Genomic DNA, 18,679 nt, shown 5'->3' on the forward strand with positions numbered 1-18,679 from the left:
TAGCTGTTGATGAGCAAATCAGCAGTCATTATCGGTTCCGGAGTTGCAGGCCTTGCATCGGCTATACGTCTACAACTTCTTGGCTTCGATGTAAGCGTTTTTGAGAAAAACAGCTTCCCAGGGGGTAAGCTCAGCGATTTTACTTTGGGGGATTATCACTTCGATCGTGGCCCCAGTCTTTTTACCCAACCAGAAAATGTGTTGGAACTTTTCAAATTGGCAGGAAGAAATCCCAAGGATTACATTCAGATAGAAAAATTAAATGAAGCCAACAGATATTTCTTTGAAGATGGTACTATAGTGCATGGTTATATCGATACACAGAAATTTGATGAAGAGTTAGTTTCCAAACTTGGTGAAAGAAAGGGAAATGCAGTTCAATACCTCAGCGAAGCAGCGAACTTGTATCAACATGTTGGTCTTATTTTTCTCGACTATCCACTGCAGCGATTGAAGACATGGTTTAACAAGCGTATCTTAAAAGCGCTAGCTGTTGTAAAAGGAAAGCACTTAATCAATACAGTAGATCAGGTAAACAAAAAATCTTTTGCTTCACCGAAAACTCAACAAATATTTAATCGCTTTGCCACCTACAACGGTAGTAATCCTTACGTAGCTCCAGCAATGCTAACCATGATTCCGCACCTTGAACATAATGAAGGTGCTTTTTATCCCAAGGGTGGAATGATCAGCATTACTAATGCATTATTCAAGTTAGCGAATGAATTGGGTGTGCAGTTTTACTTTAATGAAGAAGTAGAAGAGATAGTAAAGGCCAAAGATAAGGTATCGGCTGTGCAAACTGATCAGCGCACTATAACAGCAGATGTGGTGGTGAGTAATATGGATGTTTATTTTACTTATCAAAAATTATTTAAAGACAATAACAAAGCTTTTGAAATAAGTAAGCAAGAGCGATCAACAAGCGCCATCATTTTTTATTGGGGAATAAAAAAATCATTTCCTCAGCTTGACTTACATTCCATTTTCTTCTCAGAAAACTATCAGCAAGAGTTTGATGAACTCTTTGTCAAGAAAGTACTTCCAAGCGACCCGACAGTTTATATTAACATAACTTCAAAAAAGGATGTGACACACGCACCATCCAATGGTGAGAATTGGTTTGTAATGATTAATGCCCCAGCCTCTCAAATAATCAATTGGGAAGAAGCAGTTCTGGCAGCAAAAATTAATGTGTTAAAGAAACTAACCCGAATGCTGAATACAGACATAGCGCCATTGATAGAAGAAGAACATATTTGGCATCCAGGTGGTATTGAACGCGATACAGCATCTTTCCTGGGTTCGCTTTATGGATCGAGTTCAAACGATCGTATGGCTGCTTTCTTTAGACATGCCAATGAAAGTAAAGATTACAAGAATTTATTTTTTGCAGGAGGTACAGTCCATCCAGGGGGAGGCATTCCGCTTTGCCTTAAAAGTGCTCGCTTGGTCGAACTATTGGTGAAAGAACAATTTGCCGGTTAACGTGTTAAGCAATCAACCCTAAAAGAAAAGAGATGATAGCGCCATTTTTAGCACAGCGATTGGAGCAAATTGCCCCTAAATTTTGGATTTCGGCTTTATTGGCATTGCTTTTCAATATTGGGGGCATCGCGGCTTTTGCCTTATGGGGAAGGGCATTGTTGTCCACTTTGTCGGCAATTAATTTATTAATCATGGCCATTTTGGTATTGATTAACCACGAACCAATCTCTAAAAAATTTATTGCTGTATTCATGGGGGTTATACTGATTGGTTTTAGCGCAGAAATTGTTGGGGTAAATACAGGAATTATTTTCGGGAACTACACCTATTCTTCGGTTTTAGGCTTATCACTTTTTGGTGTTCCGTTTATTATTGGAATTAATTGGGCAATGGTTGTGCTGGGTGCCTATACTTTATCTCAACTCATTGTATCTTCTAAATTTTGGCCATACCATCTTAACAAATCTATTGTGAGCATCACATTGGCAGCAGGATTAGCTACGCTTTTTGATTATCTGCTAGAACCTGTGGCTATGCATTTAAACTTCTGGCAATGGGAGGGGAACAGCATACCATTACTTAATTACATCTCATGGTTTGTTGTTAGTTTTATCGCAATAGTCGTATTGAACAAAACTAAGACTGAAGAAAATAAGCTTGCTGCCATTGTACTATCGGCACAAAGTATTTTTCTGGTGGGTATTACACTTATGATTCGGTGGTAATCAGCGGAGTTCGCGACTGTATTTCAAGGCTCCTTCAGCTAGAGACCTGACACCATTCTTACTTTCAATCATTAATTCAAAGAAAGCCTCATTGCCATCAGCATATTTACCGATACGACACTTGGCTTTACACCGTGCCAATATGTTTTGTAACATCAGGTTAGGTGATTCGTCAAGGCAGTACAAAAAATCGAAGGGTGTATTAGAAAAACTCAGCGCATCGTTAGATTGGAGATTCCCCCAAAAAGAAATGTCTTTAGCGGTAAAGTAGTTGAAGAGAAACTCAAAGTTTTCTTTTTTCTCTGGTAAAAATGCCAGTACCGTAACTTTTTTGCCTTCACCCTCTAGTTTTTTTATCAATTCCTTTACAACATCATGCTTTGCTCTGTCCTCTACAGAAAAAAGAATCCCCACACTTTGTGCTTTAGCAAAAGTTACGCTTTCGCGATGGGTTTTATTTTTCTTAACGTTATTGTTAGTGTTAAAACGTAAAAAGGTAAGTTTCATCTGTCAATAATTGATTTTACCGGACACTTGGAGTGGCCGTTTAATAAAGCTGCAAATCGATCTGACATGTCCATTTCATGTAAATATGAGCAATCGATTAAATAACAAGCCTTCAATTTAGTGTTTTTTAATGGAGTCATCCGAATCAACCTTTTAAAAGTTCCTCGAACTCCTTTTCAGAGATGATCTTAACTCCGAGTTTTTCTGCCTTTTCTCTTTTAGAAGGCCCCATATTATCACCAGCTACTAAATAGTCAAGTTTTCCGGAAACGGAAGATAAAATGCGTCCACCATTCTTAAGAATAATATCTTGCAATTGGTCGCGCTCATAATTTTGGAAAACACCAGAGATCACGAATGATTTGCCATTCAGTATATCACTCTCTTTTTTTGGTTCTTTAGCACTGCTCTCCATGGCCAAGCCAGCCTGACGCAGTCTTTGTATTTCCAGTTTGCTTCTTTCATCGCGAAAAAAGTTGAAAATACTTTGTGCTATTTTCTCGCCAACTTCAGGTGCTTTCAGTAGCTCTTCTACTGAGGCATTGGCAATATTGTCAATATTTTTAAAGTGTCGCACAATTTTTTCTGCGACAGTTTTACCTACGTGGCGGATTCCTATACCAAACAAAACACTTTCAAAAGCAGCAGCTTTAGAAGCGTTAATGCCACCTAACATATTTTGGGCAGACTTCTCTTTTACTTTATCAAGCTTAAGTAAATCTTCTTTTTTTAGATCGTATAAATCGGCAGGACTATTTACCAAACCGAGTTCATTCAATTGCTTAATAGTTTGCTCGCCTAGCGAATCAATATCCATGGCCTTTCGCTGAATAAAATGTTCTACACGACCACGAATTTGTGGAGCACAACCAAGTGTATTGGGGCAATAGTGTTGTGCTTCACCCTCTTCACGCACAAGTAAAGTGCCACACTCAGGACAATGTGTAATGTATTGAACAGGAGATAATCCACTAGTGCGCTTACTTAAATCTACACTCGTAACTTTTGGAATAATTTCTCCGCCTTTTTCTACAAATACATAATCGCCAATACATAATCCTAATCTTTCAATTTCGTTGGCGTTGTGTAACGAAGCTCGTTTTACAGTAGTACCTGCTAAAAACACAGGCTCTAATTCAGCAACAGGTGTAATGGCACCTGTTCTGCCCACTTGGTAGGTAATGGCGTTTAATTTTGTGCTTACACTCTCAGCTTTGTATTTAAATGATGTTGCCCAGCGGGGGCTTTTAGCAGTAAACCCTAGTTGCTGTTGTTGCTCAAGGTGATTCACTTTAATAACTACACCATCAGTCTCAAGTGGTAGGGCAAGACGCTTTTTCTCCCAGTTTTCTATATACTCAATAACAGCCTTAATATTGGCACACCTGCTGTAAGTTGGAGATACTTGAAAGCCCCAACTCTCAAGTTTGTGTATACTTTCTTCGTGTGTTTTGCTGTTAATTTCTTCCCCAAGCAGGTAATAAACAAAACAATCTAATTTTCTGCGGGCCACTTCAGCTGAGTCTTGCATTTTTACAGTACCAGATGCTGTATTGCGGGCATTAGCATACTTTTCTTCGCCAATATCTTCTCGCTCTTTATTGAGTTGAAGGAAAATTTCTTTGGAAAGAAAAATTTCTCCACGCACCTCGAACCTGTTTGGAAATGTACTGCCTTTTATTCTTAGTGGAATAGAACGGATGGTACGCACATTAGTAGTTACATCATCGCCCTGTACACCATCTCCACGGGTAACGGCACGAATTAATACACCGTCTTCATAAATCAGGCTGATTGAAACACCATCAAATTTCAATTCACAAAAATACTCGTAGGCTTCTCCATCCAACCCTTTGGCTACACGGCTGTCGAAGTCTTCCAGCTCTTGCACAGAATAAGTGTTGCTCAAAGAGAGCATGGGGTATTGATGAACAATAGTCTGAAAATTTTTAGTGATAGCACCACCAACCCGTTGCGTGGGAGAGTCATTTAGTTTGAGTGCAGGGAACTGCTCTTCAAGGGCTTGCAGTTTTTTTAGTAATAGATCAAATTCATAATCTGATATCTCAGTTTTATGTTTTTGATAATATAAATCGTTATGATAATTAATTTGTTCGGTTAATACCAGAATCTCTTTGGCAGCTTGTGCTTCAGTCATACTTATTCAACTTCTAAACGTTCTAATATTTCAGAAAGATGATCATAATCTTTTAGTCCCGGACTTTCCTCTTGGGTACCATTTAGTACTATTCCCTTTACTGCTGGTCGGTTAGTAACGGCTTCCACTTCGTTTAGGTTTTCAGCTTCCACTAACAGCTTTATTTTGATTTTAGTATCTCCAATATTGTCTAACTGTGTTTTGTCAACGATTAAAGCATAGAGATTAGGGATATCCATTGCTTTGTCAAACTCACCCTTACTCCATCTTACAATCAAAGGAAGGCTGCCATCTACCAATGGTAGCTCTTTCTCGCTTAACTCCAGATAGTCAGGTTTGTAATTGTCTATAATATCAGCCAGCTCCGAAGCACTGCTAAGTCCGTAGATTTCAGCCACAATTTGAGGGCCTGATAACCAACCTCGTATATCTTGAAATTCCTTGGGAGGGAGATAACTTTCCTGATTTTCAACAGTTACAAAACCCAATAAATCTACATTCATACCTGCGCAATAGCGTGCATCGCTCAGGTTGGTGACTTTACCTACTTTTACAATCATTTTTAAAGGCATGGCCAAAGTTGAAAAGAAAAAATAACTTTGTAAGAATATGAAATCCAGAATTTACAATTGAATGAATTTGAAGCTGAGTTTTAGGGTTTTATCTTTTATACTGGCAATTTTGCTCGCTATTTCATGCGAATCGGATGAAATGGAAGGTATTGTACAGTTGAAAGACCACGAATATATGCCCTTACATGAGGGACTCTACCACATTTATGCCATTACCGAGACGGAGTATGTAAACGGCCCTGCAGGGGAGAGCACAAGTTACCAGCTTAGAATGGAAATAACCGATTCTCTTCCTTCGGCTAAAGGTTATTTCACATACGTTATTCAGCTCAGCACAAGATCATCGGCAGATCAGGCGTGGGTGCCAAGCGAAACCTGGTCAGCACTATTCAACGAGCGGGAAGCTATAGTACAAGAGGGTAACATAAGCTTTGTGAAGTTGGCGCTTCCTTTAGCTGAAGATCGTACATGGGATGGAAACATTTACAATGCTTTTGGCCAAGAGAATTATACTATAGGTTTATATGCTCAGCCATTGCGCGTGGGCAACTTAAATTTCACAGATGCCATAGAAGTAATTCAGAGAAATGAAACTGATCCTATTGTAGGTAACGATGTACGGAATGAAATCTATGTAAGAGGTGTTGGTTTAGTAAGTCGAAAGGTCGAAACCATCGTATATTGTAGTAACAATCAATCTTGTATAGGGCAACAAATCATTGAGAGTGGTGTTATTAAAGAACAAGTATTGATAGAATATGGTCGCCTGTAGAATTTTATTACTACTGATTTTGGGTTCACTCACTTCTGTTGTAGAGGCGCAGGTTAATCGCTACATAGTTTTTTTTAAGGATAAGAATAACTCCAATTTTTCAGTAGAAGCTCCCCAATCATTTTTATCAGAACGTGCAATTAATAGAAGAATCAAAAATGGAGTTGCGATTACTGCGCAAGACTTGCCGGTTAATGCCACATATGTAAATGAAGTACAGCAAACCGGAGCACTTACTTTTTATACTTCTCGTTGGTTTAATGCCTTGCTTATTCAATGCGATGCCACACAATTAACCTCAATCGAGGCTCTTCCTTCTGTCGATAGAGTAGATTTGGTTGCTCCGGGTATTTTAAACAGTAGTACTGCGGCTGCCAGTCCAGCTTATCTGAGTGCACGCATATCTTCCACCAAAGGAACTAAAACAGCGAGTCAGTTAAACATGTTAGGTTTGGATGCCATGCACGAATTAAATATCCGTGGTGAAGGTGTAAATGTTGCCGTATTTGATTCAGGATTTCCAGGTGTAAATACCGTTGCGCCCTTCAGTCATTTGCAGGATAACATTAAAGACACTTACAATTTTGTAAACAGACAAACCAATGTATATCGAAATGATGATCATGGTACAGAGGTATTAAGTGTAATGGCAGGTTTTATTGAAGGAAGCTTTTCAGGTGGCGCCTACAATGCCGATTACCATTTATACCTGACCGAAGATGTTGGTTCTGAATACAGAATAGAAGAATACAATTGGCTATTTGCAGCGGAAAGAGCAGATAGTGCCGGTGTAGATGTAATCAATGCATCGTTGGGTTATAATACCTTCGACAATGCAGCAATGGATTATACAAAGTTGCAATTAGATGGGAATACTGCGGTTGTTACACGCGCAGCACAACTGGCATCAGATAAAGGTATAGTTGTAGTGGTAAGTGCCGGTAACGAAGGCAACAATTCCTGGCAATTGGTTACACCACCTGCCGATGCTATGGGTGTTATTGCAGTGGGTTCGGTTACATCCACTGGCACGCGCAGCGGGTTTAGCTCAGTGGGTCCAACAAGCGACAATAGAATTAAACCAGATCTTAGTGCAATGGGGTCAGGCACTTTTGTGGTGCGCAATACAGGCAATACAGGCACTACTTCAGGAACTTCAGTATCCTCACCTCTGCTAGCCAGCTTGGTTACGGGCATCATACAACGCTACGACACATTAACAAAAGATGAAATTATTGAAGTGCTCAAAGCATCTGCTTCGCTGGCAGAAAGCCCCAACAATCAGTTAGGCTATGGAATTCCGAATTTTGCTGAGGTAAGATTAAAATTAGAAATAGTAGCGGGTTTGGAACATCCTGAATCTACACGTTTTGCGGTTTATCCTAATCCGACAGATAGCGGTTTTGTAATGATTGAAACTGTTCAGTCGCTTCGACCTGAACCTTTGGAGATAGAGATATGGGATATGAAGGGATCGCTCTTGAAGCGAATAGACGGTTCGACCATACGCAACGATGGACGACTAAGAATGGATATATCTGAATTACCGCCAGGTATGCTGCAGTTCAGGATTAATCATGCCGGTCAAAGTGATATTTTCAAAATCATAAACGTCCGCTAAAATCTAAGGCCTATCTTTGCCCAAAATTTAAAATTCATGAGCGCTTTAATCGCCCCATCTGTACTAGCATCTGATTTTGCTAACCTGGAAAAAGAAGTAAAAATGTTGAATGAAAGCCAGGCCGACTGGATTCATATCGATATTATGGATGGTATTTTTGTTCCCAATATTTCCTTTGGTATTCCGGTTACAGAAGCAATAAAACGTCATGCAACTAAACCCCTTGATGTACATCTCATGATTGTGCAACCTGAAAAATATGTAGAAGCTTTTCATAAGGCGGGGGCGGAAATAATTTCTGTTCATATTGAAGCTTGTGCACATCTTCATAGAAATATTCAGCAGATAAAAGCGTTAGGTATTAAAGCAGGCGTAGCGGTGAATCCACATACTCCCATTAGTGCGCTGGAAGATATTATTCAGGATATAGACCTTGTTTGTCTTATGTCTGTAAATCCGGGCTTTGGTGGACAGAAATTTATTGAGCGTACTTACGATAAGGTGAAGCAGTTAAAAAATATGATTGAGTCAAGCGGATCGAAGGCTTTGATTGAGATTGATGGAGGGGTAAATCAAAATAACGCTAAAGCACTTATTGCGGCAGGAGCCAACGTGCTGGTTGCTGGCAATTTTGTGTTTAGTGCTGAAAAACCGAAGGACATAATCGCACAATTAAAAACTCTATAAGTTTCGACATTGCATTACTATAATCGGTATTGTCTTTGCTTTTAAGCCTGCGACTATCGCATAATTTTTCTATTTTTAAAGCTTAATCTTCTCACAATCTGAAACTAAGAAGGCTCATACCGTTCTTTTTGCTTACCCTCATAGGGATGCCTGAGCTCTTTGCACAGTATGAGTCAGACAAGCAAGCAACCATACCCCTGGAGTATTTCTATGTAAAAAAGAAGAAAACGGGTATCCCATTGCTAAGTATGATCACTTTCAGTGTAAGTTCAGGCATGGCTATTAATACTCTTAGTCACAATTTGAATGGTTACGGAATTCGACAAGACCCAGGTCGTCAGCCAGTGTTATTTCCAGCCACAGGAGGTGGCCCTTTGGGCGCCCCCACAACCGGGAATTTTCAGATAACTAATTGGTTCAATCAGTCTGCATTTGACTTGATACCGATTCCTGATGGCTCCTTCCAAGTAAGTAGTGATACCGCCAAACTGGGTTTTCGCTCACGGGGTATCTCAGTTCCAATTAAGGCATCCTTGCATTATGAGTGGAGACGCTTCCGGATTGGAGGGGGGATCTCTTACGAATATGTGTTGATTGGCGATTTTCGCCCCAGATCCTTCAACGGATCTATTGAAAATTATGCCCCGATAAAGAATGGCGGCTTCATGCGGAAATATTTTGGTATGGCAGGTGTAACTGTATATCGCTATAAACAAAACCTTTTGGTGGCTGACATACAAATTGGCAGTTTTAAGCCAGGTCGTGTTTTTGATGTGGCAAAAATACAGCGCAGCGTAAATTATAATTTTGGTCTTACTATTGAACAAGAAATGAGTGAATATTTCCGTTTATTTATTCGCCCCTCCTATGACATTAAAAGTTTTAAAATGCCAATTGGAGTTAACACAAGCATTAATCATCGCTTCAATGCCTTGTATATAAATGTTGGCGCTACTTATCGTTTTCCAGAACTACGCAGGTGCGTTATTGATGGGTGCAGAGCGCAGGTCAATCACGCCCACGGCAATAAAGAGTATAGGAGCAGGATGCATCCTATCTATAAAAAACAGAATCCATATTATGGAGAAAACCACCCCACCCTTATCAAGTACAAAGGCAAAAATAGCAGGAAACTAAACCCTTATTAGGTCCTTTTTTCAGCGCTTTTCAGGCAGGCTTTTTCAGAACTACAAATCACTGATTCTCAAGTCATTTATACTTCTATAATTCGTCTTTAAACATCGCATTCTATCTGCTTATTTGCTATCTTGCGCGCTTGAAAACAGCCTTAACCACTTAAGTATACATGGCAGAAGAAACTGGTAGTCTGCAACCTGGCAGACAGAGTATCATCCCGATCAACATTGAAGATGAAATGCGTACAGCCTACATCGATTATTCGATGTCGGTAATTGTTTCACGCGCGTTACCCGATGTACGAGACGGCTTGAAGCCCGTTCACAGAAGGGTACTCTTTGGCATGTTGGAGTTGGGTGTTAACTACAATAAGTCCTATAAGAAATCAGCGCGTATTGTCGGTGATGTAATGGGTAAGTATCACCCACACGGTGATGCCTCTATTTACGACACCCTTGTGCGTATGGCTCAGGATTGGTCCCTTCGTTATCCACTTGTTGACGGGCAAGGTAACTTCGGATCTGTTGATGGTGATGCACCAGCGGCAATGCGTTACACTGAAGCACGATTAAGAAGAATAGCTGAAGAGATCCTGGCCGACATAAACAAGGATACGGTCGATTTCCAACCGAACTATGATGACCAGTTTACCGAACCAACCGTATTGCCCAGCAAGCTTCCCAACCTATTGGTAAATGGAGCTTCGGGTATTGCAGTAGGTATGGCCACTAACATGGCACCTCATAACTTACGTGAGGTAATTGATGGCGTTATTGCTTACATCGATGACAACGATATTACTATCGATGCCCTTATGCAGTTTATCAAGGGACCTGACTTCCCAACGGCTGGTATTATTTATGGTGTTTCCGGTGTACGCGAAGCATACCATACTGGTCGCGGTAAAGTAATGTTGCGCTCAAGAGCAGAGATAGTTACCAATGAAAAGGGCAAAGATCAAATCATCGTAACCGAGATACCTTACCAGGTAAACAAGGCGCAAATGATTGAAAAAACGGCTGCGCTAATAAACGAAAAGAAAATAGAAGGTATCACTGCACTTCGCGATGAGTCTGACCGTGATGGTTACAGAATTGTATACGATCTGCGCAAAGATGCTATACCCAATGTGGTATTGGCTAACTTGTTTAAGTACACCCAGCTTCAAACTTCCTTTGGTATTAATAATGTTGCTCTGGTAAAGGGTAGACCATACACACTCAACTTAAAGGACTTAATAAAGTACTTCGTAGAACACAGACACGAAGTAGTGATTCGCAGAACAAAATACGAATTATCCGAAGCAGAGAAACGAGCACATATTTTAGCAGGTTACTTAATTGCACTTGATAATCTCGATGAAGTAATTTCATTGATTCGTAATTCTAAAGACCCTGAAGAAGCCAAAGGAGAATTAATAATGCGTTTCGGATTATCCGAAATACAATCCAAAGCTATTTTGGAGATGCGTTTGCAGCGTTTAACAGGTCTGGAACGTGATAAGATTCAGGAAGAATATAAAGAGGTGATGGCCTTGATTGACCGTCTCAATGAAATTCTGAATAACGAAGGTATTCGTATGCAAATCATCAAAGATGAATTAGGTGATTTGCGTGAACGTTATGGTGATGAACGCAGAACAGAAATTATACCGGCCGAAGACGATATTACGACTGAAGATATGATTCCAAATGAGGCGATGGTGATTACCATTTCCAACCAGGGATATATCAAACGTACTTTATTATCAGAGTATCGTACGCAGGGCAGAGGTGGCGTTGGTTCGAGAGGTGCTGCTACGAAGGACGATGACTTTACTGAACATTTATTTATTGCCAATGCACATAATTACTTGCTAATCTTCACCGATTCTGGAAAAGTGTTCTGGAAAAAAGCATATGAGATTCCGGAAGGTAACAAAGTATCAAAAGGAAGAGCTATTCAGAATCTATTGAATATTGAATCTGGCGATACAGTAAGAGCCGTTATTAACGTAAGATCATTAGAAGACGAAGAGTACATCAATAACAACTACGTTATTCTGTGCACCGAAAAAGGTGTAATAAAGAAAACAGCACTCGAAGCTTACTCACGTCCGCGACAAGCAGGTATTAATGCCATTACTATTAACGATGGCGACCGTTTATTGAATGCCTCTTTAACCAACGGAAAGAATCACATCATCATTGCCAAAGCAGAAGGCAAAGCGGTTCATTTCGATGAAGGCGATGTTCGCCCTATGGGACGTATGGCAGCTGGTGTTCGCGGAGTTACACTTGATTCTGAAAATGACAAGGTAATTGGTATGGTGTGTATTACACGCGATGATGCCAACTTGTTGGTAGTTTCAGAAAATGGTTACGGCAAGCGCTCACCAATTGATGACTACCGCATTACCCGCAGAGGAGGTATAGGTGTTAAAACCATTAACGTAACGGATAAAACTGGCAAGCTTGTTGCAATTAAGGAAGTAGCAGATGATGATGAATTGATGATAATCAATCGCTCAGGCATTACTATACGCATTAAAGTTGAAGAATTGCGTGTTATGGGCCGTGCAACACAAGGTGTTAGGTTAATTAAACTGAATGAAGATGACAGCATTTCTTCGGTTGAAAAAATACAACAAGTAGAAGGAGTAGCTACTGAATTAGGTGATGGCACGGAGCCAGAAAATAAGATACCTGATACGGAAAATCCCGAAACAGAAGCACCAGAAACCAATAACTAAATTTGATTATAAACCTGAACTAAAATGAAAAAAGCAATTCTGATTTTATTACTGGCTCCGGCTTTGGCATTTGCGCAAAAGCCTGTGAAGCCGAACCTGAATAAAGTCCTTAACTTTTGGAAGGATGGAAAGTTGAAAGAGGCTAAAGAAATGGTTGACCTTGCAGAAAACGATCCTAAGCTTTCTTTAGATGGTAAGACTTTTTATTACAAAGGTCTTGTTTATGCCTCTTTGGATACTACTTCAAATGAAGAGTTCAAAGCGTTGGCAACAGAGCCTTTAGCAACAGCTTTAGCAGCTTTTGAAAAGGCTGATGGTATGTCTAAGGGCAAAGAATACTTCATTCAGGATGCTGTTGGTCTTCCTCAATTAAAATCCCAGCAAATGTTGATTTTGGCAAATTTCTATTTGAATCAAGGTGCCAACGCGTTTCAGGAAGATGATTTTGATGCAGCTATTGCAGGTTTTAAAAAAACTCAAACTATAATTCCTGACGATTCAACTGCTTATTTTTATGGAGGATATGCGTATTATCAGAAGGAAGAATATCAGACAGCAATAGATCAGTTTAAAATATATATTGATAAAGGTGGAAAATCACCTGATGCTTACTCACTTATCATTAATACCTACAGTGGTCCCCTTGAAAACAAAGAGGAAGCTTTGAAATGGACTCAAACTGCAAAAACTGCTTTTCCGGCAGATGAAAACTTTCCTAAAGTTGAAATCGGTTTGTTGATTGACCTAAACAAAATTGATGATGCTAAAGGAGGTCTGGAATCCGCTGTAGCGAAGGAACCAGAAAATAAAATCTTGCACTTCTATTTAGGATATGTTAATTCTAAATTAGAGAAATGGGAAGACTCAAAAGCAAACTACACACAAGCGCTTAAAATTGATCCGGCCTATTTTGATGCCCAATATTACCTTGCTCAGATATATTTGATTGATGCTGAAAAGGTAAAGAAGGAAATGAACAACCTGGGCATTACAAAAGAAGATCAAAAGAAAAAACTTGAGTTAGATAAGCTATTGGTAGAAAAATACAAGATAGCTCTTCCATACTGGGAGAAAGCCAACAGCATGAAAATTGATGATGCCACCTCTCGCATTGAGGTATTGGATAAATTAAGCATGATGTATTACTACTTGGGAGAGGATGGTAAAGCAGCTGCAATAGAAAAAACATTGAAGGAACTTGGTGTTGATAATTAATCAAAGCTGTAGTCTTTATCGTTAAAGATTAAATCACTATAAAAAAGAAAAGAGGCTGACTCGATTGAGCAGCCTCTTTTTATTTCATTAACTTTTTCTACAAGATTTGTATTCCAATGTCGTTAGTTAAGCTTCCATGTTAATCCTCTCCTTTGGTTAGGATTAGAGGTGAGGCAATAAAAAAGGCTTAACTAAACAACATTGGATTTATATTCCACAGACTTAAAAATAAAAGTAATTTTTAACGCTAAAGACTTAATTCGCTACAGCAGATTTCTTCTCAAGAAAATCCCACACTAAACTGCTTGCACCTAAAATGGAGGCAGCTTGATTTTGTAAACCTGAAGGAAGTATTTTGATCTTTCCCTTGAAAATAGGCATAATGTTTTCCTCCATATGATAAATAGTTGGCTTGAAAATTAAGTCACCAGCCAGCGATAATCCGCCAAATAAAAAGATAGCTTCCGGATCAGTGTGTACTGCAGTCTCTGCCAACTTCATACCTAAAATTCTTCCAGAATAATCAAAGCAAGCTTTCGCAACTACATCGCCTTTCAAAGCAGCATCCGTAATCATCTTGGTGTCCAGACTCTCGTAACTGATCTCACGCAATACACTGTCCTCTAAATGGTCAGCCAACAATTTATAAACTGTTCTTTTAATACCTGTTGCAGAAACATATGTTTCAAGACAACCACGCTTACCACAATTACAGTAGCGACCAGCAGGATTAACAGAGGTATGACCAACTTCACCAGCAATACCGTGCTTCCCATTAACCAGGTGGCCATTGCAAACAATACCACTTCCCAGCCCTGTGCCTAAAGTTATCACAATAAAATCTTTCATCCCTTTAGCTGCACCAAACACCATTTCTCCTACAGCTGCTGCGTTAGCATCGTTGGTAACAATACAAGGCACATCAAATTCCTTTTTCACCATATCGGCTAAAGGAATGATTCCTTTCCAAGGAAGATTGATGGCATGCTCAATAGTACCATGATAGTAATTACCATTTGCGGCACCTACTCCTATGCCAAGTAAATGGGCAGGCCCTATTTCACTAAGTGCTTGGCGAATGGCAGCAGACATATCATCAAAAAATGCATCGAATGAGTCATCATGTGTCTTAGACGAAATGCTACCCTGGGTCAATACATTTCCTTCGCGGTCTACTACGCCAAACTTGGTGCTGGTTCCGCCAATATCAATACCTACAGTTACTGCCTTCATAATTTAAATGGATAGTATTTTTGCAATTCGAAGTGATTCTTGATCTATTTCATGAACATGATTAATGATGCTGTCAAAACTGTTATAAACAATTTTACTATTGCGTATACCTACCATTACATCCGTCTGACCTTTTAAAATACCTTCAACAGCAGCTACGCCTAGTTTACTGGCTAACACTCGATCAAAATAAGTAGGAGATCCCCCTCTTTGTAAATGCCCAAGCACAGTAACTTTAATATCAAAATAGTCAGACCGTTCCGCTACTTTTTTAGCTAACTCGGTGGCACCGCCAATCTTAGATCCTTCAGCAACAACAATCAAATTCGATTTCTTACTGGATCCTTCACCTGCTGTAAGTAATGTCATGAGGTTTTCAAAACTCATGGTTTCTTCTGGTATAATAATAGCTGCAGCGCCTCCGGCAATACCACTGTTTACTGCAATGTATCCAGAGTTACGTCCCATCACTTCTATAAAAAATAAACGATTGTGCGAAAGGGCTGTGTCACGAATTTTATCGATAGCCTCAACAGCAGTATTGGTTGCAGTATCGTAACCAATAGTATAATCAGTTCCCGTTAAATCATTATCAATTGTACCGGGTATACAAACAGCTGGTATTCCAAACTCCTCTGTTAAATAATGCAAGCCTGTAAAGCTGCCATCACCACCGATAGCGACTAAAGCATCTATCCCTTCCTTCTTTAGATTATTGTACGCTTTTAGTCTTCCTTCCTTGGTGCGAAATTCTTTACTGCGTGCCGTTTTTAAAATAGTACCACCGCGTTGAATAATATTGCCCACAGATCTTGCTCCGAGCTTAACAATGTCACCTTCTATCATACCTTCATACCCACGCATAATGCCGAATACTTCTTTCTGATAGTAGATACCGGTTCTTACCACAGCACGGATGGCTGCATTCATACCTGGCGCATCTCCACCGGATGTAAAGACGCCAATTCTTTTAATTTTTTCGTTTGTCATACATTGAAACCCGCCAAAAATACAGGAAGGGTATTACTTTCCTAACAATTTCTTAATCATTCAAACTTCAATCGTTTGAAATGGTTGATTAAGCCATTCGTTGAACCATCATGAGAGTCAATTTCTCCTGGATGCGTAAGTTCAGGAAGAATTTTTTTAGCCAATACTTTTCCTAATTCAACACCCCACTGATCGAAACTGAAGACATTCCAGATAATACCTTGAACAAAAATTTTATGTTCGTACAAGGCAATAAGTGATCCTAGCGTTTGAGGTGTTATTTGTTTTACCAATAGTGTATTCGTTGGTTTATTTCCTTCAAATACCCTAAAGGGTGCATGGAATGAAATCTCATCAGCACTCATGCCCTGTTTCTTTAATTCAGCAACAACCTCATCATATGTTTTGCCATGCATAAGGGCTTCCGGCTGAGCAAAAAAGTTTGACAGCAATTTATCATGATGATCACCAATAGGATTATGACTAAAGGCGGGTGCAATAAAATCACAAGGTGTAAGCTTAGTGCCTTGGTGAATCAATTGATAAAATGCGTGTTGCCCGTTTGTCCCTGGTTCACCCCAAATAATTGGACCTGTTTGGTAAGTAACTGGCTCACCGTTGCGATCTACAGACTTGCCATTGCTTTCCATATTGCCTTGCTGAAAGTACGCAGCAAAACGATGCAGGTATTGATCGTAAGGGAGAATTGCTTCTGAAGCGGCACCATAAAAATTATTGTACCAGATGCCTATGAGTGCAAGTAACACGGGCATATTTTTTTCATAGCTGGCAGTTTTGAAATGCTCATCCATTTCATGTGCACCTTGCAACAGTTGTTCAAAGTTTTTGAAGCCAATAGTACAAGCTATGCTTAAGCCAATGGATGACCACAACGAATAACGGCCACCTACCCAATCCCAGAACACAAACATGTTGGCAGGATCAATACCAAATTTTACAACCTCCTGTTCATTGGTTGATACTGCTACAAAATGTTTAGATACAGCACTCGCATCTTTTGTTTTATCAATAAACCAACTACGTGCGCTTTCCGCATTAGTCATTGTTTCTTGAGTAGTAAATGTTTTCGAGGCAATGATAAATAAAGTCGTTTCCGGATTTACTTTCTTAAGAGTTTCGGCCATATGTGTACCATCCACATTCGAAACAAAGTGTGGAGTAATTCCCTGCCAATATGGTTTTAGCGCTTCAGTTACCATAAGCGGCCCTAAATCCGAACCACCAATACCAATGTTTACAATATCTGTAATACGCTTCCCAGTGTAACCTGTGTGCGATCCGTCTAACAGTCTTGTTGAAAAATGCTGCATTTGTTCCAGTGCTTTATTCACTAGCGGCATAACATCTTCACCATCAACAAGTATAGGGGTGTTAGTTCGGTTGCGGAGTGCTATATGTAGTACTGAGCGTCCTTCGGTTTGGTTAATAACCTTACCCGTAAACATAGCCTGAATAGCGGGTGCTAATTCCGTTTCAGCTGCGAGTTCAGTAAGTAATTGTATGGTTTCTTCGGTAATTAAATTTTTTGAATAGTCTAGCAGAATATCATTCAATGTTAAACTGAATTTTGAAAAGCGATCAGGATCTTCTGCAAATAATTCGCGCAGGTGTGTGGCCTGCATCATCATAAAATGAATTTCAAGTTTTCGCCAGGCGCTTGTGTCTGTAGGGTTGATAGCTGGTAGCATGATTAATTTTTAATTGACAGGTGCTAAATTAGAATTAAAGTATCGTATTTAATGAAAACTGCTGAAATCTTACCGCAAACGTTATCGCTAGAATACGAGTAATTGTAGAATTAATTAGATGGTATAGTAACTTGCCAAGTTATATGGACACAAGGAATAGTGAAAGTTAATAGTTGCTAAAACTTAGCGTCTTTTTTTCACTGACTTTCGTTTCATTTCTTTATCCTTATTACTCTTACCCATTTTCCCTTCTTTGATATTGAATTCAAAAATGTAGGCAGCACTTAAGGTTAAAAATTTTTCGTTAGCGCGGAGGTTATCTGAAAAACCTAGTGTTCTCCATTGGGCGCTATTAGTATCTCCATAAAAAGTATGACCAGATGTAAAGCGAAGTTCAGTCATAATTTTTTGTTTACGTCTTAGTGGTGCTACAAAGCCAACACCAATATCTACTCCAAAAAGCCAGCGATTAATATCAGAGTAGTACATCTTATCGAAATCAGCGCCAGTACCGGGAGGTTGAACTGGCATAGGGTCAAACACAATTTTATAGTCTTGAAATTTTGTTGTGCCAATTTTTCCTTTGCCGCCCATCCAATAACTGATATGTGGGCCAACATTGATAAACCATTTGGAAGGAATGTTTTGTTTTAGTTGAAATGGAAATGATTTACGAAGTAACATAGAGGCATCAGCAAAATAGTATGTCGATATGTTTGTCCAGGTATCATCATTCGAAAGTATTCTTCTTCCACGTTGTGATAAACCTCCTTCAACAACAAAATAATAATTGTCCTTAAGCGGAAAACTAATTAGACCACCACCTCCATAACCAAATTTTAGTTGTTGTGAGAACGCTTCTCTGTCGAATTTATCTGCGATAACAGAGAGAGACATAATTGGGCCAGCCTTTACACCTAGCGAAAATTCCTGGGCATTAACCGCTAAACAAACAATTAGGTTAACGCTAAAAAATAGAATTAGAATAAATGGTGTATGTTGCTTCATGAAAAAGTGCGTTCTTAGGACGATATCAGGTTTAGGCTAGACGTTGTTGTAAGGGGTTCTTGTTAGATCTTGTAAAGTAAAGTTGTTGAAACTTAACTAAATTTGATAGATTAAACATTTTAAAGG

16 protein-coding genes are annotated in these 18,679 nt (G+C 39.4%); 8 read left to right on the forward strand and 8 right to left on the reverse strand.

All coding sequences use genetic code 11. The features are described 5' to 3' along the window. Positions 1-9: 9 nt before the first annotated feature. On the forward strand, positions 10-1,488 hold the full coding sequence (gene crtD / locus SanaruYs_RS16300; protein ID WP_127123661.1) for a 1-hydroxycarotenoid 3,4-desaturase CrtD: 1,479 nt from the start codon (positions 10-12) through the stop codon (positions 1,486-1,488). Between the two features lie 4 nt (positions 1,489-1,492). On the opposite strand, the gene SanaruYs_RS20255 is transcribed toward crtD, so the two are convergent. Next, on the reverse strand, positions 1,493-1,687 hold the full coding sequence (locus tag SanaruYs_RS20255; RefSeq protein WP_218022463.1) for a hypothetical protein: 195 nt from the start codon (positions 1,685-1,687) through the stop codon (positions 1,493-1,495). Here SanaruYs_RS20255 and SanaruYs_RS16305 point away from each other — a divergent pair. Continuing rightward, the gene (locus tag SanaruYs_RS16305) at positions 1,680-2,213 is read left to right on the forward strand and encodes a carotenoid biosynthesis protein (RefSeq protein WP_218022465.1); all 534 of its coding nucleotides are present in this window, start codon (positions 1,680-1,682) and stop codon (positions 2,211-2,213) included. The genes SanaruYs_RS20255 and SanaruYs_RS16305 overlap by 8 nt on opposite strands. Here the strand turns inward: SanaruYs_RS16305 and SanaruYs_RS16310 are convergent, their stop codons facing one another. The 3 genes from SanaruYs_RS16310 to SanaruYs_RS16320 form a co-directional block, all read right to left on the reverse strand. Continuing rightward, entirely contained in the window at positions 2,214-2,720 is a 507-nt protein-coding gene (locus tag SanaruYs_RS16310; RefSeq protein ID WP_127123663.1) for a DUF6913 domain-containing protein, read from the reverse strand. 145 nt (positions 2,721-2,865) lie between these two features. Beyond that, on the reverse strand, positions 2,866-4,878 hold the full coding sequence (gene ligA / locus SanaruYs_RS16315; protein ID WP_127123664.1) for an NAD-dependent DNA ligase LigA: 2,013 nt from the start codon (positions 4,876-4,878) through the stop codon (positions 2,866-2,868). Positions 4,879-4,880: 2 nt separating this feature from the next. After that, positions 4,881-5,438 (reverse strand): beta/alpha barrel domain-containing protein, encoded by a 558-nt coding sequence (locus SanaruYs_RS16320; RefSeq protein ID WP_127123665.1) that lies wholly within the window; start codon positions 5,436-5,438, stop codon positions 4,881-4,883. Between the two features lie 73 nt (positions 5,439-5,511). Between SanaruYs_RS16320 and SanaruYs_RS16325 the strand changes: the two genes are divergently transcribed. The 6 genes from SanaruYs_RS16325 to SanaruYs_RS16350 all read left to right on the forward strand — a co-directional run bounded on the left by SanaruYs_RS16325 (position 5,512) and on the right by SanaruYs_RS16350 (position 13,613). After that, the gene (locus SanaruYs_RS16325; RefSeq protein WP_127123666.1) at positions 5,512-6,222 is read left to right on the forward strand and encodes a hypothetical protein; all 711 of its coding nucleotides are present in this window, start codon (positions 5,512-5,514) and stop codon (positions 6,220-6,222) included. After that, the gene (locus SanaruYs_RS16330; protein ID WP_127123667.1) at positions 6,209-7,843 is read left to right on the forward strand and encodes a S8 family peptidase; all 1,635 of its coding nucleotides are present in this window, start codon (positions 6,209-6,211) and stop codon (positions 7,841-7,843) included. Before SanaruYs_RS16325 ends, SanaruYs_RS16330 begins: the two co-directional genes overlap by 14 nt. Positions 7,844-7,879: 36 nt before the next feature. Further along, entirely contained in the window at positions 7,880-8,530 is a 651-nt protein-coding gene (rpe, locus tag SanaruYs_RS16335; protein ID WP_127123668.1) for a ribulose-phosphate 3-epimerase, read from the forward strand. A gap of 146 nt (positions 8,531-8,676) precedes the next feature. Next, on the forward strand, positions 8,677-9,678 hold the full coding sequence (locus SanaruYs_RS16340; protein ID WP_127123669.1) for a hypothetical protein: 1,002 nt from the start codon (positions 8,677-8,679) through the stop codon (positions 9,676-9,678). 158 nt (positions 9,679-9,836) lie between these two features. Beyond that, complete coding sequence (gyrA, locus tag SanaruYs_RS16345) at positions 9,837-12,398, forward strand: DNA gyrase subunit A (RefSeq protein WP_127123670.1); 2,562 nt, start codon at positions 9,837-9,839, stop codon at positions 12,396-12,398. 24 nt (positions 12,399-12,422) lie between these two features. Next, positions 12,423-13,613 carry a tetratricopeptide repeat protein gene (locus SanaruYs_RS16350; RefSeq protein ID WP_127123671.1) on the forward strand — a complete coding sequence of 397 codons (1,191 nt, stop codon included), beginning with the start codon at positions 12,423-12,425 and terminating at the stop codon, positions 13,611-13,613. A 255-nt stretch (positions 13,614-13,868) separates the two neighbouring features. Here the strand turns inward: SanaruYs_RS16350 and SanaruYs_RS16355 are convergent, their stop codons facing one another. From SanaruYs_RS16355 to SanaruYs_RS16370, 4 genes are all read right to left on the reverse strand, one after another. Further along, positions 13,869-14,846 carry an ROK family protein gene (locus tag SanaruYs_RS16355; RefSeq protein WP_127123672.1) on the reverse strand — a complete coding sequence of 326 codons (978 nt, stop codon included), beginning with the start codon at positions 14,844-14,846 and terminating at the stop codon, positions 13,869-13,871. A 3-nt stretch (positions 14,847-14,849) separates the two neighbouring features. Next, positions 14,850-15,836, reverse strand: coding sequence for a 6-phosphofructokinase (pfkA, locus tag SanaruYs_RS16360; RefSeq protein WP_127123673.1), 987 nt, complete (start codon positions 15,834-15,836; stop codon positions 14,850-14,852). 56 nt (positions 15,837-15,892) lie between these two features. Beyond that, positions 15,893-17,545: a glucose-6-phosphate isomerase gene (pgi, locus tag SanaruYs_RS16365; protein WP_127123674.1), complete on the reverse strand. Its 1,653-nt coding sequence runs from the start codon at positions 17,543-17,545 to the stop codon at positions 15,893-15,895. 183 nt (positions 17,546-17,728) lie between these two features. Then, positions 17,729-18,553 (reverse strand): outer membrane beta-barrel protein, encoded by an 825-nt coding sequence (locus tag SanaruYs_RS16370; RefSeq protein ID WP_127123675.1) that lies wholly within the window; start codon positions 18,551-18,553, stop codon positions 17,729-17,731. Positions 18,554-18,679: the final 126 nt, after the last annotated feature.

It is taken from the genome of Chryseotalea sanaruensis, assembly GCF_003990915.1.
Classification (GTDB): Bacteria; Bacteroidota; Bacteroidia; order Cytophagales; family Cyclobacteriaceae; genus Chryseotalea; species Chryseotalea sanaruensis.

Excerpts from the sequence above, each read along its gene's own strand:
- ligA (WP_127123664.1), bottom strand. The coding sequence starts at position 4,878 with ATGACTGAAGCACAAGCTGCCAAAGAGATTCTGGTATTAACCGAACAA.
- rpe (WP_127123668.1), top strand. The coding sequence starts at position 7,880 with ATGAGCGCTTTAATCGCCCCATCTGTACTAGCATCTGATTTTGCTAAC.
- SanaruYs_RS16320 (WP_127123665.1), bottom strand. The coding sequence starts at position 5,438 with ATGATTGTAAAAGTAGGTAAAGTCACCAACCTGAGCGATGCACGCTAT.
- crtD (WP_127123661.1), top strand. The coding sequence starts at position 10 with ATGAGCAAATCAGCAGTCATTATCGGTTCCGGAGTTGCAGGCCTTGCA.
- pgi (WP_127123674.1), bottom strand. The coding sequence starts at position 17,545 with ATGCTACCAGCTATCAACCCTACAGACACAAGCGCCTGGCGAAAACTT.
- SanaruYs_RS16355 (WP_127123672.1), bottom strand. The coding sequence starts at position 14,846 with ATGAAGGCAGTAACTGTAGGTATTGATATTGGCGGAACCAGCACCAAG.
- SanaruYs_RS16310 (WP_127123663.1), bottom strand. The coding sequence starts at position 2,720 with ATGAAACTTACCTTTTTACGTTTTAACACTAACAATAACGTTAAGAAA.
- SanaruYs_RS16340 (WP_127123669.1), top strand. The coding sequence starts at position 8,677 with ATGCCTGAGCTCTTTGCACAGTATGAGTCAGACAAGCAAGCAACCATA.
- SanaruYs_RS16325 (WP_127123666.1), top strand. The coding sequence starts at position 5,512 with ATGAATTTGAAGCTGAGTTTTAGGGTTTTATCTTTTATACTGGCAATT.
- SanaruYs_RS16350 (WP_127123671.1), top strand. The coding sequence starts at position 12,423 with ATGAAAAAAGCAATTCTGATTTTATTACTGGCTCCGGCTTTGGCATTT.
- SanaruYs_RS20255 (WP_218022463.1), bottom strand. The coding sequence starts at position 1,687 with ATGGCCATGATTAATAAATTAATTGCCGACAAAGTGGACAACAATGCC.
- pfkA (WP_127123673.1), bottom strand. The coding sequence starts at position 15,836 with ATGACAAACGAAAAAATTAAAAGAATTGGCGTCTTTACATCCGGTGGA.
- SanaruYs_RS16330 (WP_127123667.1), top strand. The coding sequence starts at position 6,209 with ATGGTCGCCTGTAGAATTTTATTACTACTGATTTTGGGTTCACTCACT.
- gyrA (WP_127123670.1), top strand. The coding sequence starts at position 9,837 with ATGGCAGAAGAAACTGGTAGTCTGCAACCTGGCAGACAGAGTATCATC.
- SanaruYs_RS16370 (WP_127123675.1), bottom strand. The coding sequence starts at position 18,553 with ATGAAGCAACATACACCATTTATTCTAATTCTATTTTTTAGCGTTAAC.
- SanaruYs_RS16305 (WP_218022465.1), top strand. The coding sequence starts at position 1,680 with ATGGCCATTTTGGTATTGATTAACCACGAACCAATCTCTAAAAAATTT.